Source organism: Micromonospora pattaloongensis (assembly GCF_900107255.1).
GTDB classification, from domain to species: Bacteria; Actinomycetota; Actinomycetes; order Mycobacteriales; family Micromonosporaceae; genus Micromonospora_I; species Micromonospora_I pattaloongensis.
The window spans coordinates 216,986-242,695 of record NZ_FNPH01000001.1; the positions used below are offsets into that span (position 1 = coordinate 216,986).

Consider the following 25,710-nt stretch of genomic DNA (forward strand, 5'->3'; position numbering starts at 1 on the left):
GCGCACGACCCGACGACCGCATCGGCTGTCGGGAATCCGGCTCGCGGGCGGGACGGGCTTCAGTCGAGCCCGAGCGCGGCGGTGGTCCGCCGATTGACGAGCATGCCGCACACGACCAGTCCGAGCACCATCAACGGCGCGCCGAGCCACGCCAGGCCGCCGAGGATCATGTAGTAGCCGATCGGCAGCAGCATCAGCTGCAGCACGATCGCCGGGGCGCGGGCGCCGGGCCGGCGCTGCCCGAGGGCGCGGGCGAGCAGCGCGAGCACCACGACGCCGCCGACGGCGAACCCGGTGACGAACAGCGCGGACACCAGGTCGTGCGCCCGGCCGACGATGTCCTCGTACACCAGGAAGGCAGCCACCACCCCCAACGCCGCCGCCTCGGCGGTGAGCAGCCAGACCGCCCAGCGCAGCGGGGCGGGGGGAATGTCGCGGTCCGTGGTCACGGGCGACACGATACCGGGGGTGGGGCGGAGTACAGTCCCGGCCATGCGCGCCCTCCTGGTGGTCAACCCGAAAGCCACCACCACCAGTGAACGCAGCCGGGACGTCCTGGTCCGCGCGCTACGCAGCGAGGTCGACCTGACCGTGGAGTACACGCGCCGGCGCGGCCACGCCGTCTCGCTGGCCCGGCAGGCGGCCGAGGCGGGCGTCGAGCTCGTCGTCACGCTCGGCGGGGACGGCACCGTCAACGAGGCCGTCAACGGCCTGATGACCGCGACGCCGCCCACGGTCGACCTTCCCCGGGGGCCGGCGGAGCGGCTGCCGGCGCTCGCGGTGGTGCCCGGCGGCTCGACCAACGTGTTCGCTCGCGCGCTCGGCCTGCCCCGCGAGTGGCCGGACGGGACCAGCATGATCCTGGAGGGATTGCGGCTCGGCCGCTTCCGCACGATCGGGCTGGGCCGCGCCGACGACCGCTACTTCACCTTCTGCGCCGGCCTCGGGCTGGACGCCGCCGTGATCCGCGAGGTGGAGCGCGCCCGGCTCCGCGGTCGGGTCTCCACTCCGGGCCTCTATCTGCGCTCGGCGGTGAGCCACTACTTCGTGGGGGCGGACCGGCGGCACCCGGCGATCCGGCTGGAACGGCCGGGCGAGCCGGCCGAGGCGGAGCTGGCGACAGTGATCATCCAGAACACCGCCCCGTGGACCTACCTCGGCAAACGGGCCGTCAATCCCAACCCGGAGGCCTCCTTCGATCTCGGGCTGGACGTGATGGGGCTGCGCCAGCTGCACGTGCCGAGCACCACTCGCACGGTGACCCAGCTCCTGTCCGGCAGCCCGAACCCGCGCGGACGGCAGGTGCTGCGCCTCCACGATCAGACGGAATTCACGGTGGTTGCGTCCCGCCCGCAGGCGTTCCAGCTCGATGGCGACTACCTTGGAGAGCGACAGAAGGTGCGATTCGCCTCGGTCCCGCACGCGCTGCGCGTCATCTGCTAAACCGGACGGCTGCGCGGAGTAGTCAGCCGACTGAGGGATACGTGCCGGAAATGCCTGCAATGCGGCCGGGACGGTACTACATTGATTCTTGACTGTCGTACACAGGGTGCCAACAGGCGTCATAAATCGGACAAATAGGTCGTGAGCTTGCTCACCGTAGCGATTTTTTCCCAGCACCACCCTTGACATCGCGTGAGTTCGTGAAAGTATTCACAAGCGAACCGAGTAACCGGGATGCCTCCTGGGGAGTTCTTTGAAAAAAGGGCCCCGAACGCGTCCTACCGATTGAACCGCCTGCTCACGCGCTGCCTACGCGACAGATGCACACCGTCGCGACTGGCGTCGCGGGCGCACATAGAAGACGTAAGCATTTACTGCCAACGATCCAGAATGAGGAGTGTTGCCGCCATGGACTGGCGCCACCATGCTGCCTGCCGCGACGAGGACCCCGAGCTGTTCTTCCCGATCGGGACGTCGGGCCCCGCGCTTCTGCAGGTCGAGCAGGCCAAGGCCGTCTGCCGGCGCTGCTCCGTGACCGACCAGTGCCTGCAGTGGGCGCTGGAGTCCGGTCAGGACGCCGGCGTCTGGGGCGGGATGAGCGAAGAGGAGCGGCGCGCGGTCAAGCGCCGCGGTGGCCTGCGGGTCCTGCGCGCTCACACTGCCTGACCCGATCCACAGCAAAAAGCCCCGGGGCCGCGCCCCGGGGCTTTTTGCGGCACTCGATGTCACGCGGCGTCACATCGGGCACCCGACGCGTCGTCACGCCGCGTGACCCCCGGCGCGCGAGGAGCGCGTGACGCGGCGTGAGGTCAATGCACCGACACGCGGCGTGACGTCACGCGGCGCGGGGCGACGCCGCCAGCGGGTCGATCGTCGCCACCCGGGACAGCACCAGCCGGGCCAGCTCGGCCGCGCCCTCGAGCGGAGCCGCCGTCGCCACCGCGCCGGCGTCCCGCGCGGACGCCATCGCGGCCTCGTACAGCAGGCCGGGCGCCAGGAAGTACGCCGCCACCGCCACCCGGCGGGCGCCGCCGGCCCGCAGCGCGGCAACGGCCTCGCCGGCGGTCGGAGGGGCCGCTGAGGCGTACGCCGCCCGGCAGGGCACCCCGAGGGTGGCCCCCAGCTCCCCGGCCGCCTGCGCCACCGTACGACGGGCCGCCGCGTCCCGGGTGCCGGCCGCCGCCAGCACCACCGCGTCGAACTTCTCCCCCGTCGCGGCCAGCCGCCGACGCAGCGCGGCGAGCAGCAGCCCGTCGACCGTGCCACCGATCCGTGGCCCGAGCACGTCGCTGACCGCCACCGGCATCCGCAGGCCGTCGGCGCGGGCCGCGGCGACCGCGCCCGGGATGTCGACCCGGCCGTGGAACGCCTCGGTCAGCAGCAGCGGCACCAGCACCGCCCGCCGCTCCCCCGCCGCCTCCAGCGCGGTCAGCACCTGAGCGGGGCGGGGCAGCGTGTGGTCCAGGTAGGACGCCCGGACCACCGCGCCGGGCCCGACCGCCGCCTCGACCGCGCGGACCAGCGCACGCGTGGCGGCCGCGGCCCGCGGGTCACGGCTGCCGTGCGCCACCAGCACGATCGGGGTGGGGAACCCCGGGTCGGCGGGGCGGTGCGACGCGGCGGGAGCGGTCATACGTGCAGACCGCACTCGGTCTTCTCGAACATCGCCCACCGGCCCGCCCGCGCGTCCTCGCCGGCCCTGGTGCGCCGCGTGCACGGCCAGCAGCCGATCGACGTGTAGCCCTGCCGGAACAGCTCGTTGACGGGCACGTTCCAGCGGGAAATGTAGGCGTCCACGTCGGCCTGGGTCCAGGCGGCGATCGGGTTGACCTTCACCTTGCCGCGCTTGGCGTCGAACTGCACCACCGGCGTGTTGGCCCGGGTCGGCGACTCGTCGCGCCGCAGACCCGCGGCCCACGCGTCGTAGTCCACCAGGGCCCGCTCCAGCGGCTCCACCTTGCGCAGCGCGCAGCACTCGTCGGGCGCCTTGTTGAACAGCCGGGGGCCGTACTCGCCGTCCTGCTGCCCGACGGTCAGTCGCGGGCGGATCGACCGGACGTTGACCGGCAGCGTGCGCGCCACGGTGTCCCGGACCCTCAACGTCTCCGGGAAATGCAGGCCGGTGTCGAGGAAGACCACGTCGACGCCGGGCGCGACCCGCGACACGACGTGCGCCAGCACCGCGTCCGCCATCGAGCTGGTGACGCAGAACCGGTCGCCGAAGGTCTCGGCGGCCCACCGGGCGATCTCCTCGGCCGGGGCGCCCTCCAGCTCGCGGCCGGCCTGCTCGGCCAGCGCCCGAAGCTCGTCGGGAGCGCGACGTCCCGGCTCGGCCGGCCGGGGCCCGCCGAGCGTCACCAGGCCGAGGTTCACGGCGGAGACCGGGCTCATCGGGACACCACCCGCGAGGCGAGGAGCCCGCTGAACTTCACCGTGAAGACCCGGGCGCACGCGTGGCACTCCCAGGCGCCGTGCGACTCCTCGTTCGGCCGCAGGTCTTCTTCTCCGCAGTACGGGCAGTACAGAGGTGCCGCTCGGTTCTCGCTGCTCATCGCAGTTCCTCCTCGTCGACTCTGATCACCCACTGGGCGAAGGCCTCGCCCTCGTTGCGCCCGGCCAGGTAGCGCCGCGCGACGCGTTCCACGTACTCCGGCAGCTCCTCGGCGGTGGTCTTCAGGCCACGCAGCTTGCGCCCGAACCCCGCGCTCTGCCCCTGCGCCATGCCGAGTCCGCCGCCGAGGTGGACCTGGAAGCCCTCCACCTGCCGACCGTCCGGCCCAACCACCAGCTGCCCCTTGAGCCCGATGTCCGCGACCTGGGTGCGGGCGCAGGCGTTGGGGCAGCCGTTGATGTGGATCGAGAGGTCCGCGTCGAAGTCGCGCAGCCGCTCCTCGAGCCGCGCCACCAGCTCCTCGCCGCGCCTCTTCGTCTCGACGATCGCGAGCTTGCAGTACTCGATGCCGGTGCACGCCATGGTCGAGCGCCGCCAGGTCGAGGGCTGCGCCTCCAGGCCGATGCCGCGCAGCCCGGTCACCAGCGAGTCGACCCGGTCGCCGGGCACGTCGAGCACGAGCAGCTTCTGGTACGGCGTGAGGGCCACCCGGTCACTGCCGTGCGCGGCGGCGACATCGGCGAGCTCGGCGAGCCCGGTGCCGGAGACCCGGCCGACCACCGGGGCCGCGCCGACGTAGAAGCGCCCGTCCCGCTGGGCGTGCACGCCGATGTGGTCGATCGGCTTCTCGGGCAGCTCCGGGGCCGGCCCGTCGAGCAGGGCGCGCCCCAGGTACTCCTTCTCCAGCACCTCGCGGAACTTCTCCACGCCCCAGTCGTTGACCAGGAACTTGAGCCGCGCGCGGTGCCGCAGCCGCCGGTAGCCGTAGTCGCGGAAGATGCCGACCACGCCGGCCCAGACGTCCGGAACCTCCGCCAGCGGCACCCACACGCCGAGCCGCTTGGCGAGCATCGGGTTGGTGGAGAGGCCGCCGCCGACCCAGAGGTCGAAACCGGGGCCGTGGTCCGGGTGCTCGACGCCGAGGAACGAGATGTCGTTGATCTCGTACGGGGTGTCGGCCAGCCAGGAGATCGAGGACTTGAACTTGCGCGGCAGGTTGGAGAATTCCTTGCTGCCCACGAAGCGGTTGATGATCTCGTCGATCGCCGGCGTCGGGTCGATCTTCTCGTCCGCGGCGATCCCCGCGACCGGGCTGCCCAGCACGACGCGCGGGCAGTCGCCGCACGCCTCGGTGGTCTGCAGCCCGACCGCCTCCAGCCGCCGCCAGATCTCCGGCATGTCCTCCACGCGGATCCAGTGCAGCTGGATGTTCTGCCGGTCGGTGATGTCGGCGGTGTCGCGGGCGAACTCCCGCGAGATCTCCGCGATGACCCGGAGCTGGGCGAGGGTCAGCTGGCCGCCGTCGATCCGCACCCGGAGCATGAAGTACTCGTCTTCGAGCTCGTGCGGCTCCAGCACCGCCGTGCGGCCACCGTCGATGCCCGCCTTGCGCTGCGTGTAGAGGCCCCACCAGCGGAACCGGCCGCGCAGGTCCGACGGGTCGATCGAGGCGAATCCCGCCTTGGCGTAGATGTTCTCGATCCGCGCCCGCACGTTGAGCGGGTCGTCGTCCTTCTTCGTGCGCTCGTTCGGGTTGAGCGGCTCGCGGTGGCCGAGCGCCCACTGCCCCTCACCCCGACGCCGTACGGACTTGGCCGGGCTGCTGTTGACCGCCATCTCGGCGTCCTCCGTTGTGTGCTGGTGCGGCGGAGAGCGACGCGAGCGCGACGGCCACCCCTGGACGGGGCCTGCGACGACGGTGTCTGGAAGGCCGGCGCGGAACGCGCGCCCCGGAAATGCTGGTGGGCGGCGTCAACCGGCCGGACAGATGGCGCTGCGGACGCGACCGTAATCGACGTGGCGGCGGGCCACGAAGCGGCGGTCAACGGCAGCGGTCATGGGTGTCATGCTGCCATACCGACCGGGGGCCAGCCAGCGATGTGTGCGCCACATCCCGTATCGCGGGCGGGGTGTGGCGGGCTTCACGCAACGCCCGCGGAAGGCAGGGCTGCCGGTGAGCCGGGGGTGTCGGTAGCGCTGCCGGCCGGCGTGGCTCGTTGGCTCCGGCGTGACGGGGACGACATCGGCGGTCGGCACGCCGGCCGACGGCGCCGCCGGGACCGGGCCGGCGGTGCGGAGGCGGACGATCCACCGCCTCGGCGACCTGGTCTGGCTCTGGCCGGCGCTGGCGACCCTGGCGGTCACCGGCTTCGGGGCCGATCGGGCCGAGCTGTGGCGGGACGAGCTGGCGACCTGGAGCGCGGCCACCCGTTCGGCCCCCGAGCTGCTGCGCCTCGCCGTCACCATCGACGGCGTCTCGGCGCCGTACTACCTGTTCATGCACGGCTGGATCGCACTGGTCGGCGACGCGGTCGGCGCGCTGCGCGCCCCGAGTGTGCTGGCGATGACCGGCGCGTCGGCGCTCACCGCCGTGCTCGGCGCGCGGCTGTTCGGCGGCCGCGCCGGCCTGCTCGCCGGCCTGCTCTTCGCCGCGCTCCCGAGCACCTCCCGGTACGCCCAGGAGGCCCGGCCGTACGCCATCGCGACGCTGCTCGGCGTGGCCGCCACCCTGCTGCTGGTGCGGGCGCTGGAGCGGCCGTCGTGGCGGCGCTGGCTGGCGTACGCGCTCGCCGTCACCGCCCTGGGCCTGACCAACCTGCTGGCGCTCAGCCTGCTCGCGGGTCACGCCGGCGGCCTGCTGATCGGCGGCCGCCCCGGACTACGGCGACACGCGCCGGGCTGGGCCGTCGCCGCGCTCGCGGCGATCGTGGCCCTGGCGCCGCTGTTCGTGCTCGGCCTCCGGCAGCGGGGAACGCAGCTGAGCTGGGTCGCGCTGGCGACCCCTCGGGCGCTGCCCGACCTACCCGGCGGCCTGCTCGGGGCCCCCGCCGTCGGCGGGGCGGTGTTGGCGCTGGCCGCGCTGGGCTGGGCGCTGCAGGGCCGCCGGGCGCACCTGCTGGCGCTGTCCGCGCTGGTCCCGGCCGCGCTGCTCTTCGTCGCCGGCCTGGCGTTGCGGATCTTCGTACCGCGCTACCTGATCTTCACCGTGCCGCTGATCTGTCTCCTCGCGGCGGCCGCGCTCGCCACCGTCCGGCTCCGCGCCGCGCTGGCGGTCGTGCTCACCGTCGGCCTGCTCGGCACGCCCGCCCAGGCGGGGCTGCGGCGCACCCACGAGTGGCCGCGGTCCGCGCCGCGCGAGTACCGCAGCGCGGCGGAGATCATCGGCGCGCAGCAGCGCCCCGGCGACGGCATCGTCTACGGCTCCCGCCGCGACTGGGCGTTCCTCGACATCGCCGTCGCGTACCACCTGCGGGGCGACCGGCCGCGCGACGTGCTGCTGGCGCGCTCGGCGACCGAGCGGGGCAGCCTGTGGGCGACGGAGTGCACACAGCCGGCGCAGTGTCTGGCCGGCGTGGACCGGGTGTGGGTGCTGACCGTGGGGCAGCCGGGGGATCCGCTACAGCCGATGCCGCCGCGGAAGGCCGCGGCGCTGCGCGAGGAGTTCGCGGTGCGACAGGTGTGGCGCGTCCGCGGTCTCACCGTCGCGCTGCTCGGCCGCCGCTGATCACCGTTTGCCGAGCGGCACCACCAGGACGGCCTCCGTGCCGCCCTCGGCGCGGTTGCGCAGCTCGATCGTGCCGCGCAGCTCGCCGGTGGCCAGCGCCCGCACGATCTGCAGGCCGAGCCGTCCGCTGCTCTCCGCGTCGAAGTCCGGCGGCAGCCCCTGGCCGTTGTCCGCGACCGTGACGTGCAGCTGCTTGCGGAAGCGGTGCGCGGTGACGACGACCTCGGCGACCTCGCCGACCGCCAGGCCGGGCGACGGCGACGCGGTCGCCGGGGCGATGGCCTCGCCGGCGGACGGGAAGCCGTGTTCGACGGCGTTGAGCAGCAGCTCGTTCAGGACCATCACCAGCGAGGTCGCGATCTCCGCCGGCAGCACCCCGAACGTGCCGTCGCGGCGGACCGTCACGGTCGACTCGGTGGTGGCGACCTCCATCGCCGCGGTCGCGACCCGGTCGACGATCCCGTCGAACTCCACCGCCTCGTCGCTGGACATTGAGAGCGTCTCGTGGACCAGCGCGATCGAGGCGACCCGGCGCACCGACTCCTCCAGCGCCGCCTTCGCCGCGGGCTGGCCGACCCGACGCGCCTGCAACCGCAGCAGCGCCGCCACCGTCTGCAAGTTGTTCTTGACCCGGTGATGGATCTCCCGGATCGTCGCGTCTTTCGTGATCAGCGCGCGGTCCCGCCGGCGCACCTCGGTGATGTCGCGGACCAGGGCCAGCGCGCCGATCGGCACCCCGGCGGGCATCAGCGGCAGCGCCCGGGTGAGCATGATCGCCCCGCGGGCCTCGACCTCCTTGCGCGCCGGCGCCTCGCCACGCAGCGCGGCGAGCACCCGGTTGGCGGCGTCGGTGCCCTCCAGCGGGTCGTCGGCGAGCCGGCGGAGCAACTCGGGCAGATCCTCACCGACCAGATGGGAGGAGAAGCCGAGCCGGCGGAACGCCGACTGCGCGTTGGGGCTGGCGTACGTGACCTTGCCGCCGGCGTCGAGCCGCACCAGACCGTCGCCGACCCGGGGCGCCGAGGTGGTCTCGCCGGGGTGCCGGGGCGGCGGGAAGGTGCCGTCGGCGACCATCTGCGCCAGGTCGTCCGCGGTGGTCAGGTAGTTGAGTTCGAGCTGGCTGGGGGTGCGCGCGGTGGAGAGGTTGGTGTCCCGGCCGACGACGGCGATCACGCTCCCGGACTCCCCGTCGGCGCTCCGCAGCCGCACCGGGATCGCCTCGTGCCGCGCCGGGGTGTCGCCGTACCAGACCGGGTCGCCCTCCCGCCAGATCCGCGCCTGGCTGTACGCGATCGTCAGGTGCGCGACCTCCGGCCCGCCGACGATCCGCCCCACCTGGTCGTCCTGGTAGGCGGTCGGCGCCGTGGTCGGCCGCACCTGCGCCACACACAGGAACGACTCCGCGCCGTCGACCGGCACCCAGAGCAGCAGGTCGGCGAAGGAAAGGTCAGAGAGCAGCTGCCAGTCACCGGCGAGCCGGTGCAGGTGGTCGATGTCGGCCGGCCCGAGGCCGGTGTGCTCCTCGACGAGATCGCGCAGGGTGGACACAGGGGCAAGCCTGCCACGCGCCGCTCAGAGAGTGCTCGTGACCTTGCTCAGCCCGCGTGGCGCGTCCGGGTCCTCGCCGCGGGCGAGCGCCAGCGCCAGCGCGAGCTGCTGCAGCGGCAGGATGTCGAGCAGCGGCGCGTGTCGCTCGTCGACGTCCGGGACGACGATCCGCGCCGCGGCCGGCACGGTGCCGGCGGCGGCCCCGACCGCGAGCACGTCGGCCCGCCGCTCTCCCAGCCGGGTGAGCACCTCGCGCATCGCCCTGCCGCCCGGGCCGCCGCCGACCACGGCGAGCACCGGCACGTCGGGGTCCGCCATCGCCAGCGGCCCGTGCAGCAGGTCCGCGCCGGAGAACGCCAGCGCCGGCAGGTACGACGTCTCCATCAGCTTCAACGCGGCCTCGCGCGCCGTCGGGTAGGCGTAACCGCGCCCGGTGGTGACCGTCCGGGCCGCGAAGCGGTAGCGCGGAGCCAGGTCGCGGGCGGTCGGGTCGTCGAGGGTACGACCGGCGAGCTCCGGCAGCGCGCGGAGCGCGGCGAGCTCGTCGGCGGGGAGCGCCCCGTCGCCGGCCCGGACGCCCTCGATGAGCATGAGCAGGGCGAGCAGCTCGGCGGTGTAGGTCTTGGTGGCGGCGACCGCCCGCTCGTGCCCGGCGGCGACGTCGACGGAGAGCTCGGCCGCCTCGGCGAGCGGCGACGCCGGGTTGTTGGTGACCGACACCGTCAGCGCACCCGACTCCCTCGCCACCCGCACCACCTCGGCCAGGTCCGGTGAGCCGCCGCTCTGGCTCACCGCGACGACCAGCGCCCGGGACAGGTCGGGACGGGCCCCGAAGACGGTGACCGCGCTGGGCGAGGCGAGGCCGGCCGGCAGGCCGAGTCGGATCTCGGTGAGGTACGCGGCGTACAGGGCCGCGTGGTCGGAGGTGCCACGCGCGGTGAAGACGACGTGCCGGGGGCGGCGCTCCGCGATGACCGCCGCCACCCGGGCGATCGCGGCGGCGTGCGTCGGCTCGAGCAGTCGCGCATAGCCCGCGGGCTGCTCGGCGATGTCCGCCGCCATCCCGGCTCCCGGTTGGGTCACGGCAGAACCTCCCCGTCATGCGCGATATTCGCGCGTTTCATGCGCAGTCTTGCACGTTATAGCGCCTCAAGCCAAGTGTGCGATCACAAACACGCAGTGGATCACCTAGCCCCGCGACGTGCCTTAGGCTCGCGGACCCAGGGGAAACGATCACGGAACGAGGACCTGGACGTGCCAGAGGAGATCGACGATCCGCGGCTGTCCGCCGAGGGCGAGCTCGCGCTGGCGCGGCTGGCGCTCGACGCGGGTGACTACCCGCACGCCGCCGACCACGTCGCCGCCGCCATCGCGCACGCCCCGACCATGCCCGAGGTGCACGAGGTCCTCGCGCAGCTCGCCGCCCGCACCTCCGGCGGCCTCGACTTCTTCCCCCTCGACGAGCACGTCTACATCGGCGTGGTGGTCGCCCGCGCCCATCTGCTCGCCGCGGCCGGACGTCCCGGTGAGGGACTCGAGCTGCTCGCGGCCGCGACCGGTCACGCGCCGACCGCGGACTGGGCCGGCGTCCCCTGGGTCGGCGAGCCCGAACTGCCCGGCCGGGTCGGCCCGGAACAGCTGGCCGTGGTCCTGATGCAGATCTGCGCGGGCATCCCCGACCCGGTCCCCGAGCCCGAGCGGGCGCCGCTGCTGCCGTACCTGGCGCTGGCCCGGCACGGCGTCGCCGCGCACCCGCGGCACGGCCTGCTCCTCGGTGCGGCGTCGGCGCTCGCCCGCCGGCTCGGCCAGCCGGACCTCGCCGTGGCGTGGGCGGCCCGCGGCGCCCGGGAGGAGCCGTCCAAGCTGACCGAGGTGTGGCTCGGCTACGCCTACCGCAGCGCCGGCCGCGTCTCCGACGCCGTCACGGCGCTGCGTCGCGCCATCGACCACGACCCGGAAGACCTGTCGGTCTACGCCGACATCGCCGGCACCCTCGCCGACCACGGCCGGCTGGACGACGCGCTGGAGTGGATCGACCGGGCGCTGGCGAAGGACCCGTCCTTCGACTGCGCCGTCCACACCGCGCACCGCCTGCACTACCGCCGCGACGGGGAGCTGCGGCACCTGGTCGCCCTCGCGGACTTCCAACGCGATCACCCCGACGCCTCGCACGAGCACAACGACCTGGCCGAATGCTGCCACGGACTAGCCTGGCTCGGGCTGCTCCCGCCGGCCGGCGAATCGGTGGTCCACCTCGTCCGGGGGGCCGCCGCCGACCGCCCCGCCCCGCGCGACGTCTGGGTCAGCGCGCTCGAGCCGCCCAGCGCGATGCGGCTGGTGACCGCCGCGTTCCCGAACACCCCGATCACGGTGGAGAGCGTTCCCGAACCCGACCCGCGCACACCCCGCCGCCCCGGCGGACAGCCACTCTGGCGGTACGACGGCACCGTCGCCGAGCCCGCGGTCGGCGAGCCGTCGCCCGCGGCGGCGGAGAAGGTGCGCCGGCTCGCCCACCCGGTCTGGCCGCACCCGCCCGCCGCGTACGACGCCGCGGTCGCGCTGGCCACGCTGGAACTGGACGACCTGCTCGGTCTGCTGGTGCACCCGCCCGCGCCGCCGGCGAACGAGCTGGGGCGGGCGCTGACGGAGCACGATCCGGCGCTCTGGGTTCGCTGCGTGCAGGTCTGGGCCTGCCTGGGGCTGCTGCACCACCGCACGGACGAGCCGTGGATCGGCTCGACGCGGCGGCGGGTGCTGCTCGACGTGGTCTGGGGCGTGGAGGACTGGACCACCGAGGCCGCGGTCTTCGCGCTGATGACCGCCGGCTGGGTGGACCCGGCGGTCCGGGCGGACGTCGCGGAGATCATCGGGGAGCGGCTGGCCGACGCGGTCCGGGTGGGTCGGGAACGGCCGATCTCGATCGCCTGGTCCCTCGGACACCTGGCCCTCGGCACGCCGGCGTTGAGCGCCGAGGCGGCCGCGGCGGCGCACCGGCTCATCGCCACGCACGACCCGTTCCCGCCACGACGCGCGCGGCGGCCGGGGCCGTTCCGCCGCTGGCTCGCCCGGCGCGCGAACCGGAACAGCCTCCGGCGCTGACGCCGGGTCAGGCCGGCGTCGGAGCGGGAAGCTCGATCCGGAAAGCGATCAACTCGACGTGGGGCAGGGGCCGCCAGTCGCGTTCGGGGAGCCGCCGGAAACCGAGCCGGGTGTAGAGCCGGTGCGCGGGCGCGGAGATGTCGCGGGCGCAGATCACGATGGCGCCGCAGCCGAGCTGCTCGGCGCGGCCCACGCAGGCGCGGACGAGCGCCTCGCCGACGCCGCGCCCCTGGGCGGCCGGGTCGACCGCCAGCATCCGGAATTCGGCCTCGCCGGGCCGGGACAACTCGGCCAGCGGGGTGCCGGGGAGCACGAAGGTGACGGCGCCGAGGACGTCCCCGGCCGGCCCGTCGACCGCGACCAGCAGCTCGCCGTCCGCGGCCCGCGACGCCACGTCGGCCAGCGTCTCGGCGTAGTGCGGCGCCTCCTTGAGCTGCCCGTCCGCCTCGTACGCCGCCACGCTCAGCCGGGCGACCGCCGGGAAGTCGGCCGGGCGGGCCGCCCGGACGACGACGCCGGTCATTCGATGACGGCGATCAGGTCGCCCTCCTGCACGACGTCGCCCTCGTTGACGGCGAGCTGCCGCAGGACACCGTCGGACTCGGCGACCACGGGGATCTCCATCTTCATGGACTCCAGGATCACCAGCGTGTCCCCCTCCGCGACGGTGTCGCCGGCGGCGGCGACGACCTTCCAGACGTTCGCCACCATCTCGGCGCGGATCTCCTCGGCCATCGTCCGGCCCTCCCTCGTCAGCGCAGTGCCTGCGAACGGTATCCAATCATGGTCGAGCCCGGACGGCGGCAAAGGTGTCGCCCTCGGCGACCCGATCGGGCGCAGGCACTAGCATCGTCGCCGTCCCCTCCCGGTCTCCGGGAGATCCGTTCCACGGGAGGTCAGCATGGCCAAGAAGGCCCGCAAGAAGAAGGCCCGCAAGAAGAGCGCCGCCAACCACGGCAAGCGCCCCAACTCCTGATACGCCCCGGCGCGGGTCGCCGGGACCGTCGCTCGTCGCGTGCGAGAGCGGTGGTCCCGGCGGCCCGCGCCGGTCAGTTATGGGCGGCCGGAGCGGATCAGTCCGCGGTCCGGTCGGTCTGGAACTCCCGGGGATCGGTCTCCAGGACCAGATCCCTGATCTTCACCCGCAGCCGCTCCCGCAGCTCCTCGGGCGCGCGCTCGCCGCCACAGCACCGGGCGACCAGCGCCTTCACCTCCTGCTCGATGCCGTACTCCTGGAAGCACGGACGGCACTCCTCGAGGTGATGCTTGATCACCTCCCGGCGCCCCTCCGCGCACTCGAGATCGAGGTAGAGGTAGACCTCGGCGAGGACATCGCGACAGTCCGTCTCGTGGGGATTACCGCAACTCACGCTCACGCCTCCTTCGTGGCACGGGCGGCGGCGTCGCTCGTGGACGGGACCCGGTTGAAGCCTCGTTCCGACGCGTAACGCTCCAGCATGCCGCGCAGGTTCCGCCGGCCACGGTGCAGCCGGGACATGACGGTGCCGATGGGCGTACCCATGATCTCGGCGATTTCCTTGTAGGCGAAGCCCTCGACGTCGGCGAGGTAGACGGCGAGCCGGAACTCCTCCGGAAGCTGCTGCAGCGCCTCCTTCACGTCGCTGTCCGGCAGCCGGTCCAACGCCTCGGTCTCAGCCGAACGCAGGCCCGTCGACGTGTGCGACTCGGCCTCGGCCAGCTGCCAGTCCGTGATTTCCTCCGTCGGCGCCTGCACCGGCTGACGCTGCCGGCGTCGGTAGGAGTTGATGTAGGTGTTGGTGAGGATGCGGTAGAGCCACGCCTTGAGGTTCGTGCCCTGTTCGAACTGGTGGAACGCGGAATACGCCTTGAGATACGTCTCCTGGACCAGGTCCTCCGCGTCCGCCGGGTTGCGCGTCATCCGCATCCCGGCCGCGAACAGCTGATCGATGAAGGGCATCGCGTCGCGCTCGAACCGCGCACGCCGCTCCTCAGTACTCTCCGCTTGCGTCAACGGCTCGTCCCCCCTCGACTTTCCCGCCGAGGATACGCGGAAACCGGGTGAGGTTGATTCGGATCTCGTCGCTGCGCCCGCGTCCACGCGGGCGGCCGGCGGCTGCGCGGCCGGCCACTCGGGCGCCGCCAGGAGCTCCCGGACCCGCGCCTCGCGGGCGCCGTCCTGCTCCCGGCACCGTGTCTCGGTTGGCACCGGTCAACCCCCTCGCCATAGGTAGCTTCCGCGGGTTGCAACACCGTCGGACCAGCGGGGCATTCCGGCACACAGGCCGGCCGTGTCGGTCCCGACGGTGGCGTACACCACCGCCGGGACCGGAAGGGCCTGGGAGGGCGATCACGGACCGGGGGTCCGTTCAACGGCCGAGAGCTGGCTCGCGCTTCTCGTCCACGGGTTGCAACGAGGGCAGTGGCGGGAGGAAACGCCGTTTGACCACTTAGCGTGCCCATTCGTTCACACGGAGCCATTCGAGCACCAGTTGGGCGAGCCCGGACGGGTGACGGGAAAGATCATGCCGCTCCCCCGGCCGCACCTCCACCCGCACGCCGGGCGCGGCGTCCGGGACGCCGAACGGGTCGCGGTCGCCGTTGACGACCAGCGTCGGCACCCCGACGGGAAGCTCGCCGGCCCGGGACCGCTCGGGTCGGCCCGGCGGATGCAGCGGAAAGGCCAGCGCCACCACGCCGTCGGCGCCGAGCGCCGCCGCGGTACGGCAGGCGACGCGCGCGCCGCTGGAGCGCCCGCCGACGACCAGCGGCGGCGTCGGCCAGCGTTCCCGCAGCCCGGCGACGACCGCGGTCCACGCCTCGTCCAACTGCCCCGCCGGCGCCGGCGCGCGCCGGCCCGCCACCCGGTACGGCTGCGTCACCCGCGCGACCACGACCCCGGCCGGCGACGCCGCGTCCCGCAGCGCCACCAGGTCCGGGGCGTCCACGCCACCGCCCGCGCCATGTCCGAGCACGAGCAGGCTCGCCGGCGGCTCATCGGGGGCGTCCAGATCCACGCGGGCCGGGCCACGCGGCGTCTCGATCTCGTACTGCTCGGGCATCCCGCCATTCTGCGGGAACCGGACAGGCACGGTGCTCAGCCCGCGCCAGCGGGCCGGCCGATCAGCTCAGGCCGCGCCAGCGGGCCGGCCGATCAGCTCAGCCCGCCCCAGCGGGCCGGCCGATCAGCTCAGCGGCACCAACGTCAGGAGCCGGTCGCGCACCGGGGGGCCGCCGTCGTCGACCGCATCGGGGTCCCGCTCCACCTGGCTGCGCCAGGCCACGAGCATGGCCCGGCGTTCCCGCGGCGTCGTGCCACCCCACACGCCGTGACAATCGCCGACGTCGAGCGCCCATGCCAGGCAGGAGCCCTGGACATCGCAGGTGCGGCACAGCGCCACCGCGGCGTCGGCCGGCTCGCTCGGCGCCGGGAAGAACGTCTCCGGATCGACGCTCTGGCATGCGCCCCGGATCCGCCAGGCTTCGTCGAGGCGCCGTTCGGTGAGCGCCCGGAGCAGTCTCGGATCGCGACGTGCCGCGGCTACCTCATGCGGGCGTGGCATTCGCGCCCGTGTCATCTACCCACCTCCCCCGTGGGACCGACAAGATCGATGGATGCCGTTCGCCCGGTGCGACCGATTCCCACTGCCGGCGCTGTGTTCTATCGCATTCGCACCGATCGAGACAAGGGCCTTCATCGATTCTGCCCGAAAGACGACGAGACGATTCGGGCCAACTCTGACCAAACCCGCACGGCTGACAGAGTCAGAAGAGCGTCAATTCGGCCGGCTCCTCCGGCGTCCCGCTCTGCACCGCGGCCACCAGCTGCGGCCCGTTGTTGCGCACGTCGCCGACGGCCGGTCCCACCGGCCGCAGGTCGAGTCCCGCGAGCAGCCGCGCCGGCGGTCCCGCCAGCAGCTCGGCCGCCGCGTCACCGCGGCCGGCCAGCCAGTCGCCCCACCGCTCGCGCGGCAGCAGCACCGGCATCCGGTCGTGCACCCGGGCCAGCTCACCCACGGCGTCGGTGGTCAGCACGGTGCAGGTCAGCAACGGCTGGGCGCCACCACCCCAGGTCGACCAGAGCCCGGCGAACGCCAACACGCCGCCGTCCCGCGGGGTCATGAAGTACGGCTGCGCGCCCCTGCGCCCGCCGCCGGGCCCGCGCACCCACTCGTACCAGCCGTCGGCGGGGACGAGGCAGCGCCGGCGGGCGAACGACGGACCGTACGCGCGGCTCGTCGCCACCGTCTCGGCCCGCGCGTTGATCATGCGGCCCCCGACGCGCGGGTCGTCCGCCCACGGCGGCACGAACCCCCACCGCGCCACGGAGAGAACCCGGCCGCCCGCGCGCTGCGACATCCGGACGATCGGCACCGGGTCGGTCGGCGCCACGTTGTAGTCGGGGCGCAGCGGCGCCCCCGTCTCGTCCAGCGACTCGAACAGCGCGGACAGCTCACCCGAGCTCCGCGTCGTCGCATACCGGCCACACATCCGTTCCACGCTATCTCCACCATCCCGCCAAGCGGGAGGTGCGGACGGGCGGGACGGCGCGGGTCGGCGGGCGGGCAGACTGTACGGGTGGCCAACCTGACCGTGACCCGCGCGCCCCTGCCGTGGACGGCGCCGACCGCCACCGATCCGGTCCGATGGACCGTCCAGCTGCCCGGTTCGAAGTCGATGAGCGCGCGCGCCCTGGTGCTCAGCGCGCTCGCCGCCGGGCCGTCGACGCTGCTGCGGCCGTTGCGTGCCCGCGACACCGAGCTCATGGCGGCCGCGCTGCGCAGCATGGGTCCGCAGGTGTCGACGGTCGACCCGGAGCGGTGGGTCGTCCGGCCCCGGCCGCTGGCCGGCCCGGCCGACATCGACGTCGGGCTCGCCGGGACCGTGATGCGCTTCGTCCCACCGGTCGCCGGTCTCGCCGACGGCCCGGTCTCGTTCGACGGCGACCCGTACGCCCGGAAGCGGCCGCTCGGCCCGCTGCTCGACGCGCTGCGCGCGCTCGGCGTGCGCATCGACTCGCCCAGCGGGGGCCTGCCGCTGACCGTGCACGGCATCGGCAAGGTCGCCGGCGGCGAGGTCGTGATCGACGCCTCCGCCTCCAGCCAGCTCGTCTCCGGGCTGCTGCTCGCCGCCCCCGAGTTCGAGCGCGGCGTCGTGGTCCGGCACGTGGGACCGCCGGTTCCCTCCGCGCCGCACGTGCGAATGACCGTGCAGATGCTGCGGGCCGCGGGCGGCGCCGTCGACGACACCACGCCGGACGTGTGGCGGGTGGAGCCGGGCCGGCTCTCCGGCCGGGCCTGGGAGATCGAGCCCGACCTCTCCGGCGCGGTGCCGTTCTTCGCCGCCGCGCTGGTCACCGGCGGCCAGGTGACCCTGGCCGGCTGGCCGCACCGCAGCGTGCAGCCCGTCGAGCGGCTGCGTGCGCTGCTGCAGCAGATGGGCGGCGAGGTCACGTTCACCACCGACGGGCTCACCGTGCGCGGCACCGGCGCCGTGCACGGCCTCGACGCCGATCTCTCCGACGTCAGCGAGCTGACCCCCGCGCTGGCCGCGCTCGCGGCGCTGGCCGATTCGCCGTCCCGGCTCACTGGGGTGGCCCACATCCGCGGCCACGAGACCGACCGACTGGCGGCGTTGGCGCGCGAGTTGTCGGCGCTCGGCGCGGAGGTGATCGAGAGTCACGACGGCCTGGAGATCCGGCCGCGGCCGCTGCGCGGCACGGTCTTCGAGACCTACGACGACCACCGGATGGCGCACGCCGCCGCGGTGATCGGCCTCGCCGTGCCCGGCGTTGCGCTCACCGACGTGGCATGCACCTCCAAGACGCTCCCCGAGTTTCCGGCGCTATGGTCAGCGATGGTGAACGGCACGAGCTGAGGGAGCGGTCCTGCACGGGAAGCGACGCGAGTACGACGAGGAGGACGTCCGCGTCCGCCCGGGCCGGGGATCGCGTCCGCGCACCCGCACCCGTCCGCGGCACGAGGACGCGGTAGAGGGGTTCGTGATCGCGGTGGACCGCGGCCGTTACACCTGCGTGCTCGACGCCACGTCCACGCAGGCCCCGCTGCCCACGGTCGTCGCGATGCGCGCCCGCGAGCTGGGCCGCAAGTCGGTGGTGGTCGGCGACCGGGTCTCGCTCGTCGGTGACGTCTCCGGCGCGCCGGGGGCGCTGGCCCGGATCGTGCGCATCGCCGAGCGCGGCTCCGTGCTGCGGCGCACCGCCGACGACGACGAGACCACCGCCGAGGGGCGGCTCGAACGGGTGGTCGTGGCCAACGCGGAGCAGTTGGTGATCGTCAGCGCGCTCGCCGATCCCCCGCCGCGGACCGGCTTCATCGACCGCTGCCTCGTCGCCGCGTACGACGCCGACATCGAGCCGCTGCTCTGTCTCACCAAGGCCGACCTCGCGGGGCCGGACGAGGTGCTGGACTACTACCGCGAGCTGGACCTGCCGCACGTGCTGTGCCGGCCGGACAGCGACCTGACCGAGCTGCGCGCGAAGCTCGCCGGACGGGTCTCCGTGCTGGTGGGGCACTCCGGCGTGGGCAAGTCGACGCTGGTGAACCGGCTGGTCCCGGCGGCGCTGCGCGCGGTCGGCGAGGTGAGCGCCGTCGGCCGGGGCCGGCACACCTCGACCAGCGCGGTCGTGCTGCGGCTGCCGGAGATCGAGGGGGCCCGCGAGGATCCGGGTTGGATCGTGGACACACCCGGCGTGCGCAGCTTCGGGCTCGCCCACGTCTCCGCCGCCAGCCTGCTGCACGGCTTCCCCGACCTGGTCGAGGGCACCCTGGTCTGCCCGCCGAACTGCGAGCACACCACGGCGGAGCCCGAGTGCGGGCTGGACGCCTGGGTGGCCGCCGGGAACGCCGACGAGCGGCGGCTGGCGTCGTACCGGCGGCTGCTGGCCTCCCGGGCGGGCGACGAACCGGGCTGATCACCGGATGCGCCCGCCGGCCGCCGGTCGCGATCGGCTACGTTTCCCGCCATGGCCCGGTACGCCGATGATCTCTCGCTCGCGCACATGCTCGCGGACACCGCCGACTCGATCTCCATGGCACGGTTCCGCGCGCTCGACCTGCATGTGGAGTCGAAGCCGGACCTGACCCCGGTCTCCGACGCCGACACCGCGGTGGAGAAGGCGCTGCGGGCGACGCTGGCGCGGACCCGGCCGCGCGACGGGGTTCTCGGCGAGGAGTACGGGGCCTCGGCGGCGGCGGCCGGTCCGGGCACCCGGCAGTGGGTGATCGACCCGATCGACGGGACGAAGAACTTCATCCGCGGCGTGCCGATCTGGGCCACCCTGATCGCGCTGATGGAGGGCGACCAGCCCGTGGTCGGTCTGGTCTCCGCGCCCGCGCTCGGGCGTCGGTGGTGGGCGGCGGCGGGCCACGGGGCGTACGCGGGCCGGCACACCGCCGCGGCGACGCCGATCCGGGTCTCGGGCGTACGCCGGCTCGCCGACGCGAGCTTCTGCTACTCGTCGCTGCACGGCTGGGAGGAGACGGGGCGGCTCGACGGGATGCTGGACATCATCCGGCACAGCTGGCGCAGCCGCGCCTACGGCGACTTCTACGGCTACATGCTGGTCGCCGAGGGCGCGGTCGACGCGATGGTCGAGCCGGAGCTGTCGCTGTGGGATCTCGCCGCGCTGATCCCGATCGTGACCGAGGCGGGCGGCACCTTCACCGACGTGTCCGGCCGGCCGGGCCCGGCCGGTGGCAGCGCGGTCGCCACGAACGGCCGGCTGCACGCGGATCTGCTGGACCGGCTCGGGTAGCGGGACGCGCCGGTCGGGCGCGCGAGCGACCGCCACCGCGACGCTCTATCCTCGCCGAGTGACGTCCACGGGTTGGTTCTTCCTGGCGGCGATGATCGTCGCCTACGGCATCGCCAACCTGCTGCAATCCGTCGCCGCGGCCCGCACGACCGTGCATCACACCTTCGATCCGGGACTGCTGCTGCGGCTCGCCGGACACCGCACCTATCTGGTGGGGCTCGGCTTCCAGGTGCTCGGTTTCGTCCTCGCCTTCCTGGCGCGGCGTGACCTGCCGCTCTTTCTGGTGCAGGCGAGCGTGGCGGCCGGGCTCGGCGTCACGGCGGTCTTCGGGGTGCTGTTGCTCAAGTGGCGGCTCCCGCGGGCCGAGCTGGCGCTGCTGGTGCTGCTCTTCGCCGGCATCACCGGGCTGGTGCTCTCCGCGCAACCGGCGCCGTCCCGGCCGCTCGGTCCGGCCGGGCTGGCCGTGCTGGTCGGCGCGTTGGCCGTGATCGCCGCGCTGGGCTTCTTCGCGGTACGGCTGCACGGCGCGCCCGGCTCGGTCGCATTGGGCTCGCTCGCGGGCATGGCGTTCTCCGCGGCCGCCGTGGCGGCCCGGCCGCTGGCATCGGCGCAGTCGGCCGGCGAGTTCGTCCGGGATCCGCTGCTCTACCTGCTGATCGTCCACTCCGTGGTCGGGCAGCTGCTGCTCGGTCTGGCGATGCAGCGCGGGTCGACGACGGCCGCGGTGGCGGCGATGGACGCCGCCGGCGCGGTGCCGGCCGCGATCGTGGGCCTGCTGCTGCTGAACGACAAGATCTGGCCCGGCCGGGAGTGGCTGGCCGGCGCGGGCTTCCTGATCACACTGGCCGCGGTGATCGGGCTGACCCGGTACGCCGAACCACAGCATCACCACGCGGTGGGCCGCGAGCGCACCCCCGGCCGTCCGGCCGTCACCGCCACCGAGCGCCACTGACCGGCGCGGCTCAGTCCCGCCGGGCACCCCGCCGGCGTACCCGCTCGTAGATCCGTTCCAGGGCGGTGGCGGTGCGGTCCCAGGTGTAGCGGCAGCGGACCCGGTCGACCGCCGCGTGCCCGTACGCGAACCGCTCCGCCTCGTCGGCGAGCAGCCGGCGCAGCGTCATTCCCAGCCCGCGCACGTCGCCGGCGGGGACGAGCCGGCCGGTGACCGTGTCCACCACGGTGTCCGCCACCCCGCCGCGCGAGTAGCCGACCACCGGCACCCCGCAGGCCATCGCCTCCAGCGGCACCATCCCGGCGGACACGTAGCGCGGTGTGCAGGCGACCACGTCGGCGGAGCGGTACCAGCTCGCCATCTGCTCGTGCGGCTGCGCACCGACGAGCCGGACCTGCTCGCCGACCCCGACCTGCCGGGCCAGCTCACGCAGCCGGCGCGCCTCGGCGTGCCCGTCCAGCTCGGTGCGGGGGGGCCCACCCGCGATCACCAGCTCCGCGTCCCCGACCAGCCGCATCGCCCGGATCAGGTCCTCCTGGCCGTGGCCGGGGGCCAGGCCACCGACGGAGAGGATCCGCCGCCGCCGCGGCTCGCGCGGCGCCGACTCGCCGTCGGGCGTGAACCGCTCGGTGTCGACGCCCGCCGGCACGACCGCCACCGCGGTCCGGTCCAGTCCCATCCGCGTCAGGTCGTCGACCTCCTCGCTGGACTGCGCCACCGCCACGTCGACCGCGCGGCTCAGCGCGCGTTCCAGTGGGATCCGCTCCCCCGGCCCCGAGTAGCCCGGGCCGAGGTGGCGCAGCTGCTCGACGCCGAGCGAGTGGAAGGTCTGCACCACCGGGATCGTGGTGCGCCCGGCGGCGCTGGCCGCGGCCAGCCCGCCGATCCAGAAGTGGCTGTGCACCACGTCGGGTCGCCACTCCCGCAACCACCGCTCGGCCAGCCACCGGCTGAAGGCGGGGACGTGCGGGATGAGTCCCCGCGTCGCGGTCCGACCCGACGGCCCGACCGGGACCCGCACCACCCGGTATCCGCCGGCCTCGGTCGTCGCCGGCAGGTCGGGGTCGTCGTGCCGCTCGTAGACGCGGACGTCATGGCCGAGCCGGGAGAGCTCCGCCGCGATCCGCGCCACGTGGTGGGTGCCGATGCCCGGGCGATGCCGACGACCGGGCGGGCCGGCATGGGCGTAGACCAGGCCGACGCGCATAGGGCTCACCTCCGTCGAGGTCGAGGTCAGATCAGGGTGATAAGCCCGAGATGGGCCAAGCACAGAGGATGCCCCTTTCGTTCCGGCTGACGGGCCGAAACCGGCAACCCCATCCCGCTCCGCCCGCGATTCCGGCCGGGTTGGCGAGGCGGCGGCGGGCACCGGGGCGGTAACCGGGACCGAAGCGGCATGACCCGGGCCGGACGGGGTACGGGCACGACATGGCACGCAACGGCAGCATCCACGAATCAGCGGCCGGCAGCGCCTGGGGGATGACAGTGCGGCAGACGTCGACACGACCCGGACCCCGGGCGACGCCACGACGCTTCCCCGACCTCACCCGACACCGCGACGGCCGCCCCTGCGGCCGCGCACGGGCAGCTTGGAGGCGACATGCCCACCGACGTGCGCTGCCTCGTTGAGAACGACGACCGGTACGCCCTGGTGCGGCTCATCGGGGTGTTGGACCTGCCCGCCGCCGAGGCGGTCCGCTCGGCGCTGCTCACCTGCCTGGCCGACCGGGCCGGCGCGGTCGTCGTCGACGTCTCCCAGCTGATGGTGCAGGAGGCCGCCGCCCTGTCGATCTTCGCTGCGGTCGCCCGGGAGACCGCGCACTGGCCCGTCGGCGAACTGCTGCTCTGCGCGCCCCGCGACGCCGACACCGTCTGGGCGCAGACCGACATCGCCGTGACCCCGACCCCGCAGGCGGCGCTGGCCCGGCTCGCCGACCCCGGCGCGGCCGGTCCGCTGAGCGTCGACCTCACCCCCGTACCGGGCTCGGCGCGGCGGGCGCGCGAGCTGGTGACCGAGGGGTGTACGCGGTGGAGCCTGCCGGACCTGGCCGGACCGGGCTGTATCGCGATCACCGAGATGGTCAACAACGTCGTCGAGCACGCGCGCACCCCGATGGCGGTGCGGCTGGCGCTGCGCGACGGGGCCCTTCACCTGGCGGTCCGCGACTTCTCCCCCGAACAGCCCACGTACGCCGGTTTGGTCTCGCCGCGGACCTGCGGGGGGCGCGGTCTGCTCCTGATCGACACGGTGGCCCGCCGCTGGGGCAGCACACCGCTGCGCGACGGGAAGGTCGTCTGGGCGGTGATCCACCCCGAGGACGAGGCGGCGCGCTGACCGCCGGACGCGGCCGGAATGCGTGGACGGCCCGGGCGCGGGTAGCCACCGGTACGCGTTGACGAGCGGAGGGGGCCACGTGTACGAGCACGACGGGGACGGCACCGGGCGCGACCGCGCCGAGCGGGCCGTGGCCGACATCCGAGGGGCCGGCGCCGAGGCCTGGCGCCCGGCGCGCGAATTCGCCGGCAGGCTGGGCGGGCACATCCGGGCGGCCGCGGTTCCGCTGCGCGGCGCGCTCGGCCGGATCCCGCGGGCCTCCCGCCGATGGCCACCGGGGGTGCTGGTCGCGGCGGCCGGCGGCCTGCTCGCCGTCGCCGCCGGGCTGCTGCTGCGCCGGCTCGGCGCGGCCACACCGACCTCCGGCGACATCGGCCGGATGACCCGCACCGGTCCCGGACGCGGGTCGGGCGAACCCGGGCGCTTCGGCTCGGCCGGGCCGCGCGCCGGGCAGCCCACCCGGACCGGCCGACCGCCGGGTCCCGCGGGGCTCGGCCGGGCCGGCCCGTCGGACGGCCGGCCGGGACCGGGCGGGTTGGGCGGGTTGGGCGGGCGGCGGCGAACCGGAGCCGAGTCCACCGGCCGGGCGGTGCCCGGACGATCGGCGACCACCGCGTCCACGTCCTACGAGGTGCCGCCGGGTCAGACCACCGCGGTGCCCGCCAGCCCGGTCGACGAGCCGGTCATTCCCGCCGGCCGGGAGGCCGGCTACCCCACGCAGCCGCTGCGCCGCCGGCCCGGCCACTGACCCGTCGCAGGCGTGTGAATCCCGGCGTACCGGGTAAGGGGAGCGTCATGCGCCGACCCGACTCCGAGTTCCCAAGACCCGTTTCCGACCCCGAGGCCGAAGGCCTCCCCCGCACCGCGGACGACGACTCGTCGGCCAACGACGACGTCATGACGGGGCGCTGGGCGGACGGCATCGATCCGCAGAGCCTGCCCACCGAGCAGCCGCAGGCGGTCGACCGGTACGGCAACACCGCCGACGAGCAACGGCACGGCGAGTCACTCGACTACAAGCTCGCCCGCGAACAGGGCGACACGCTGGTCAACGAGGCGCTGGCGGCCCCGACGGACGGCACGCTCGGCAACGAGGCCGACAGCGAGGAGGCGGCCCGCCAGGCGCAGCTCGACGCCGACGTGATGGGCGAGAGCCCCACCTCCGACCCGAAGTCGCCGGTCAGCCTCTACGACCACGGCCGCCTCGGCGGCGTCGGCGAGGGCGGGGTCGGCCGGTTGGTCGAGCCGGATCAGGGGATCCGCACGGATGACGAGCGCGACTCCATCGCACGCGACCTCGGGGCCGCGGGCGGCGGCCCGACCGCCGAGGAGCTGGCGATGCATGAGACCGAGCCCCCGCCGGCCCACTGACCGCGGTGCCACGAGACCCCGACGATCCACGCGCGGTTGGACGCACCGCGCGGCACCCCTCATGATCAACGCTGCGGGGCGGGCACCGGTCAGCCGAAGAGGGCGCTGACGGACTCGCCGTTGTGGATGCGGCGCATCGCCTCGGCGAGCGCGGGCGCCACCGAGAGCACCTCCAGCTTCGGCACCCGTTTCTCCGCCGGGATCGGCACCGTGTTGGTACAGACGATCTCCAGCACCCCCTCCTGGGCGCCGAGCCGGTCCAGTGCGCCGCTGGAGAAGAGCCCATGGGTGCAGGCGACCCGGATCGAGCGCACCTTCAGCTCGCGCAGGTGGTTGATCAACTCCAGCACCGTGCTGCCCTTGGCGATCTCGTCGTCCAGCACGATCACGTCCCGGTCCACCACGTCGCCGATGACCGCGCTGATCTGCACCCGGTCGTCGCTGTAGCGCTGCTTCGCGCCGGCCGCGACCGGCGTGCCGAGCATCCGGGCGAACGCGGCGGCGGCCTTCGCGTTGCCGAGGTCGGGCGAGACGACGACGCCTTCGCGCAGGTCGTACCCCTTGAAGTGGGCGGCGAGCTCGCGCAGAGCGTGCAGATGGTCGACGGGGACGCTGAAGAACCCGTGCACCTGCGGCGAGTGCAGGGTCATCGCGAGCACGCGGTGCGCGCCGGCCGAGACGAGCAGGTCGGCGACGAGCCGCGCGCCGATCGAGATCCGGGGTGCGTCCTTCTTGTCCGACCGGGCGTACGCGTAGTGCGGCAGCACCACGGTGATCCGGCCGGCCGACGCGCCGCGCGCGGCGTCGATCATCAGCAGCAACTCGACGAGGTGCTCCTGAACCGGCGGGACGAGCGGCTGGATCAGGAACACGTCGCGTTCCCGGCAGTTGGCCTGCAACTGCACCTCAAGGCAGTCGTTGGCGAACCGGGACACCCGCACCGGATGCAGCGGCACGCCGAGGTGGGCACAGATCTCGGCAGCGAGCTCGGGATGTGCGCTGCCGCTGAATACCGCGATGTCCGGCACGGTCGCATCGTAGGCGACGGGCGGGCGAGGCGACGCGCAGAAAAGCAAGAGAGCGCTCTCTT

28 protein-coding genes are annotated in these 25,710 nt (G+C 74.2%); 12 read left to right on the plus strand and 16 right to left on the minus strand.

Annotated features, from left to right (window positions below; translation table 11 throughout):
- Positions 1 to 59: 59 nt before the first annotated feature.
- Positions 60 to 449: a hypothetical protein gene (locus BLW47_RS01090; RefSeq protein WP_091552323.1), complete on the minus strand. Its 390-nt coding sequence runs from the start codon at positions 447 to 449 to the stop codon at positions 60 to 62.
- 43 nt (positions 450 to 492) lie between these two features.
- Between BLW47_RS01090 and BLW47_RS01095 the strand changes: the two genes are divergently transcribed.
- Positions 493 to 1,443 carry a diacylglycerol/lipid kinase family protein gene (locus BLW47_RS01095; protein ID WP_091550244.1) on the plus strand — a complete coding sequence of 317 codons (951 nt, stop codon included), beginning with the start codon at positions 493 to 495 and terminating at the stop codon, positions 1,441 to 1,443.
- Between the two features lie 408 nt (positions 1,444 to 1,851).
- Complete coding sequence (locus tag BLW47_RS01100) at positions 1,852 to 2,109, plus strand: WhiB family transcriptional regulator (RefSeq protein WP_091550247.1); 258 nt, start codon at positions 1,852 to 1,854, stop codon at positions 2,107 to 2,109.
- 169 nt (positions 2,110 to 2,278) lie between these two features.
- On the opposite strand, the gene BLW47_RS01105 is transcribed toward BLW47_RS01100, so the two are convergent.
- From BLW47_RS01105 to BLW47_RS01115, 4 genes are read right to left on the minus strand one after another with little or no spacing between them, the layout of a single operon-like run.
- Positions 2,279 to 3,091 carry a sirohydrochlorin chelatase gene (locus BLW47_RS01105; protein ID WP_425435302.1) on the minus strand — a complete coding sequence of 271 codons (813 nt, stop codon included), beginning with the start codon at positions 3,089 to 3,091 and terminating at the stop codon, positions 2,279 to 2,281.
- Positions 3,073 to 3,834 (minus strand): phosphoadenylyl-sulfate reductase, encoded by a 762-nt coding sequence (locus BLW47_RS01110; protein ID WP_091550251.1) that lies wholly within the window; start codon positions 3,832 to 3,834, stop codon positions 3,073 to 3,075. Before BLW47_RS01110 ends, BLW47_RS01105 begins: the two co-directional genes overlap by 19 nt.
- Complete coding sequence (locus tag BLW47_RS24995) at positions 3,831 to 3,995, minus strand: hypothetical protein (RefSeq protein ID WP_175543460.1); 165 nt, start codon at positions 3,993 to 3,995, stop codon at positions 3,831 to 3,833. Before BLW47_RS24995 ends, BLW47_RS01110 begins: the two co-directional genes overlap by 4 nt.
- Positions 3,992 to 5,671, minus strand: a complete 1,680-nt coding sequence (locus BLW47_RS01115; protein WP_091550254.1) for a nitrite/sulfite reductase — start codon at positions 5,669 to 5,671, stop codon at positions 3,992 to 3,994. Before BLW47_RS01115 ends, BLW47_RS24995 begins: the two co-directional genes overlap by 4 nt.
- Before the next feature lie 454 nt (positions 5,672 to 6,125).
- On the opposite strand from BLW47_RS01115, the gene BLW47_RS01120 reads away from it, so the two are divergent.
- Positions 6,126 to 7,559, plus strand: coding sequence for a glycosyltransferase family 39 protein (locus tag BLW47_RS01120; protein ID WP_091552326.1), 1,434 nt, complete (start codon positions 6,126 to 6,128; stop codon positions 7,557 to 7,559).
- Here BLW47_RS01120 and BLW47_RS01125 read toward each other — a convergent pair whose 3' ends face one another.
- Both BLW47_RS01125 and BLW47_RS01130 read right to left on the minus strand, forming a co-directional pair.
- The gene (locus BLW47_RS01125) at positions 7,560 to 9,107 is read right to left on the minus strand and encodes a PAS domain-containing sensor histidine kinase (RefSeq protein WP_091550257.1); all 1,548 of its coding nucleotides are present in this window, start codon (positions 9,105 to 9,107) and stop codon (positions 7,560 to 7,562) included.
- Between the two features lie 24 nt (positions 9,108 to 9,131).
- The gene (locus BLW47_RS01130; protein ID WP_091550259.1) at positions 9,132 to 10,169 is read right to left on the minus strand and encodes an SIS domain-containing protein; all 1,038 of its coding nucleotides are present in this window, start codon (positions 10,167 to 10,169) and stop codon (positions 9,132 to 9,134) included.
- 192 nt (positions 10,170 to 10,361) lie between these two features.
- Between BLW47_RS01130 and BLW47_RS01135 the strand changes: the two genes are divergently transcribed.
- A complete protein-coding gene (locus BLW47_RS01135; protein ID WP_091550262.1) occupies positions 10,362 to 12,206 on the plus strand; it encodes a tetratricopeptide repeat protein in 1,845 nt (614 codons plus the stop codon).
- A gap of 7 nt (positions 12,207 to 12,213) precedes the next feature.
- On the opposite strand, the gene BLW47_RS01140 is transcribed toward BLW47_RS01135, so the two are convergent.
- The gene (locus BLW47_RS01140) at positions 12,214 to 12,729 is read right to left on the minus strand and encodes a GNAT family N-acetyltransferase (RefSeq protein ID WP_091550264.1); all 516 of its coding nucleotides are present in this window, start codon (positions 12,727 to 12,729) and stop codon (positions 12,214 to 12,216) included.
- Positions 12,726 to 12,941 (minus strand): biotin/lipoyl-binding carrier protein, encoded by a 216-nt coding sequence (locus tag BLW47_RS01145; protein WP_091550267.1) that lies wholly within the window; start codon positions 12,939 to 12,941, stop codon positions 12,726 to 12,728. Before BLW47_RS01145 ends, BLW47_RS01140 begins: the two co-directional genes overlap by 4 nt.
- A 166-nt stretch (positions 12,942 to 13,107) precedes the next feature.
- Between BLW47_RS01145 and BLW47_RS25970 the strand changes: the two genes are divergently transcribed.
- The gene (locus BLW47_RS25970) at positions 13,108 to 13,182 is read left to right on the plus strand and encodes a 50S ribosomal protein bL37 (protein WP_370461611.1); all 75 of its coding nucleotides are present in this window, start codon (positions 13,108 to 13,110) and stop codon (positions 13,180 to 13,182) included.
- A 97-nt stretch (positions 13,183 to 13,279) separates the two neighbouring features.
- On the opposite strand, the gene rsrA is transcribed toward BLW47_RS25970, so the two are convergent.
- The 5 genes from rsrA to BLW47_RS01170 form a co-directional block, all read right to left on the minus strand.
- Complete coding sequence (gene rsrA / locus BLW47_RS01150) at positions 13,280 to 13,576, minus strand: mycothiol system anti-sigma-R factor (protein WP_091550269.1); 297 nt, start codon at positions 13,574 to 13,576, stop codon at positions 13,280 to 13,282.
- A 2-nt stretch (positions 13,577 to 13,578) separates the two neighbouring features.
- The gene (locus BLW47_RS01155; RefSeq protein WP_091550272.1) at positions 13,579 to 14,394 is read right to left on the minus strand and encodes a sigma-70 family RNA polymerase sigma factor; all 816 of its coding nucleotides are present in this window, start codon (positions 14,392 to 14,394) and stop codon (positions 13,579 to 13,581) included.
- Positions 14,395 to 14,635: 241 nt separating this feature from the next.
- On the minus strand, positions 14,636 to 15,247 hold the full coding sequence (locus BLW47_RS01160; RefSeq protein WP_091550274.1) for an alpha/beta hydrolase family protein: 612 nt from the start codon (positions 15,245 to 15,247) through the stop codon (positions 14,636 to 14,638).
- Between the two features lie 123 nt (positions 15,248 to 15,370).
- Entirely contained in the window at positions 15,371 to 15,763 is a 393-nt protein-coding gene (locus BLW47_RS01165; protein ID WP_091550277.1) for a WhiB family transcriptional regulator, read from the minus strand.
- A gap of 187 nt (positions 15,764 to 15,950) precedes the next feature.
- Positions 15,951 to 16,676, minus strand: a complete 726-nt coding sequence (locus tag BLW47_RS01170; protein WP_091550279.1) for an SOS response-associated peptidase — start codon at positions 16,674 to 16,676, stop codon at positions 15,951 to 15,953.
- Positions 16,677 to 16,763: 87 nt separating this feature from the next.
- On the opposite strand from BLW47_RS01170, the gene aroA reads away from it, so the two are divergent.
- From aroA to BLW47_RS01190, 4 genes are all read left to right on the plus strand, one after another.
- The gene (gene aroA / locus BLW47_RS01175) at positions 16,764 to 18,062 is read left to right on the plus strand and encodes a 3-phosphoshikimate 1-carboxyvinyltransferase (RefSeq protein WP_091550281.1); all 1,299 of its coding nucleotides are present in this window, start codon (positions 16,764 to 16,766) and stop codon (positions 18,060 to 18,062) included.
- Positions 18,063 to 18,186: 124 nt separating this feature from the next.
- Positions 18,187 to 19,119: a ribosome small subunit-dependent GTPase A gene (rsgA, locus tag BLW47_RS01180; protein ID WP_245736260.1), complete on the plus strand. Its 933-nt coding sequence runs from the start codon at positions 18,187 to 18,189 to the stop codon at positions 19,117 to 19,119.
- A 51-nt stretch (positions 19,120 to 19,170) separates the two neighbouring features.
- Positions 19,171 to 19,962 carry a histidinol-phosphatase gene (gene hisN, locus BLW47_RS01185; protein WP_091550286.1) on the plus strand — a complete coding sequence of 264 codons (792 nt, stop codon included), beginning with the start codon at positions 19,171 to 19,173 and terminating at the stop codon, positions 19,960 to 19,962.
- 91 nt (positions 19,963 to 20,053) lie between these two features.
- The gene (locus BLW47_RS01190; protein ID WP_175543509.1) at positions 20,054 to 20,914 is read left to right on the plus strand and encodes a hypothetical protein; all 861 of its coding nucleotides are present in this window, start codon (positions 20,054 to 20,056) and stop codon (positions 20,912 to 20,914) included.
- Between the two features lie 10 nt (positions 20,915 to 20,924).
- On the opposite strand, the gene BLW47_RS01195 is transcribed toward BLW47_RS01190, so the two are convergent.
- Positions 20,925 to 22,121, minus strand: coding sequence for a glycosyltransferase (locus tag BLW47_RS01195; RefSeq protein WP_091550292.1), 1,197 nt, complete (start codon positions 22,119 to 22,121; stop codon positions 20,925 to 20,927).
- Positions 22,122 to 22,514: 393 nt separating this feature from the next.
- Between BLW47_RS01195 and BLW47_RS01200 the strand changes: the two genes are divergently transcribed.
- The 3 genes from BLW47_RS01200 to BLW47_RS01210 all read left to right on the plus strand — a co-directional run bounded on the left by BLW47_RS01200 (position 22,515) and on the right by BLW47_RS01210 (position 24,620).
- Complete coding sequence (locus BLW47_RS01200; RefSeq protein ID WP_091550295.1) at positions 22,515 to 23,249, plus strand: ATP-binding protein; 735 nt, start codon at positions 22,515 to 22,517, stop codon at positions 23,247 to 23,249.
- Between the two features lie 79 nt (positions 23,250 to 23,328).
- Positions 23,329 to 23,997 (plus strand): hypothetical protein, encoded by a 669-nt coding sequence (locus BLW47_RS01205; RefSeq protein ID WP_091550297.1) that lies wholly within the window; start codon positions 23,329 to 23,331, stop codon positions 23,995 to 23,997.
- A gap of 47 nt (positions 23,998 to 24,044) precedes the next feature.
- Positions 24,045 to 24,620: a DUF5709 domain-containing protein gene (locus BLW47_RS01210; RefSeq protein ID WP_091550300.1), complete on the plus strand. Its 576-nt coding sequence runs from the start codon at positions 24,045 to 24,047 to the stop codon at positions 24,618 to 24,620.
- 89 nt (positions 24,621 to 24,709) lie between these two features.
- Here BLW47_RS01210 and BLW47_RS01215 read toward each other — a convergent pair whose 3' ends face one another.
- Positions 24,710 to 25,648 (minus strand): ribose-phosphate diphosphokinase, encoded by a 939-nt coding sequence (locus tag BLW47_RS01215; protein ID WP_091550301.1) that lies wholly within the window; start codon positions 25,646 to 25,648, stop codon positions 24,710 to 24,712.
- Positions 25,649 to 25,710 lie beyond the last annotated feature (62 nt).

Excerpts from the sequence above, each read along its gene's own strand:
- BLW47_RS01095 (WP_091550244.1), top strand. The coding sequence starts at position 493 with ATGCGCGCCCTCCTGGTGGTCAACCCGAAAGCCACCACCACCAGTGAA.
- BLW47_RS01100 (WP_091550247.1), top strand. The coding sequence starts at position 1,852 with ATGGACTGGCGCCACCATGCTGCCTGCCGCGACGAGGACCCCGAGCTG.
- BLW47_RS01110 (WP_091550251.1), bottom strand. The coding sequence starts at position 3,834 with ATGAGCCCGGTCTCCGCCGTGAACCTCGGCCTGGTGACGCTCGGCGGG.
- BLW47_RS24995 (WP_175543460.1), bottom strand. The coding sequence starts at position 3,995 with ATGAGCAGCGAGAACCGAGCGGCACCTCTGTACTGCCCGTACTGCGGA.
- BLW47_RS01115 (WP_091550254.1), bottom strand. The coding sequence starts at position 5,671 with ATGGCGGTCAACAGCAGCCCGGCCAAGTCCGTACGGCGTCGGGGTGAG.
- BLW47_RS01130 (WP_091550259.1), bottom strand. The coding sequence starts at position 10,169 with ATGGCGGCGGACATCGCCGAGCAGCCCGCGGGCTATGCGCGACTGCTC.
- BLW47_RS01140 (WP_091550264.1), bottom strand. The coding sequence starts at position 12,729 with ATGACCGGCGTCGTCGTCCGGGCGGCCCGCCCGGCCGACTTCCCGGCG.
- BLW47_RS01145 (WP_091550267.1), bottom strand. The coding sequence starts at position 12,941 with ATGGCCGAGGAGATCCGCGCCGAGATGGTGGCGAACGTCTGGAAGGTC.
- BLW47_RS01160 (WP_091550274.1), bottom strand. The coding sequence starts at position 15,247 with ATGCCCGAGCAGTACGAGATCGAGACGCCGCGTGGCCCGGCCCGCGTG.
- BLW47_RS01165 (WP_091550277.1), bottom strand. The coding sequence starts at position 15,763 with ATGACACGGGCGCGAATGCCACGCCCGCATGAGGTAGCCGCGGCACGT.
- BLW47_RS01170 (WP_091550279.1), bottom strand. The coding sequence starts at position 16,676 with ATGTGTGGCCGGTATGCGACGACGCGGAGCTCGGGTGAGCTGTCCGCG.
- hisN (WP_091550286.1), top strand. The coding sequence starts at position 19,171 with ATGGCCCGGTACGCCGATGATCTCTCGCTCGCGCACATGCTCGCGGAC.
- BLW47_RS01190 (WP_175543509.1), top strand. The coding sequence starts at position 20,054 with ATGATCGTCGCCTACGGCATCGCCAACCTGCTGCAATCCGTCGCCGCG.
- BLW47_RS01195 (WP_091550292.1), bottom strand. The coding sequence starts at position 22,121 with ATGCGCGTCGGCCTGGTCTACGCCCATGCCGGCCCGCCCGGTCGTCGG.
- BLW47_RS01200 (WP_091550295.1), top strand. The coding sequence starts at position 22,515 with ATGCCCACCGACGTGCGCTGCCTCGTTGAGAACGACGACCGGTACGCC.
- BLW47_RS01210 (WP_091550300.1), top strand. The coding sequence starts at position 24,045 with ATGCGCCGACCCGACTCCGAGTTCCCAAGACCCGTTTCCGACCCCGAG.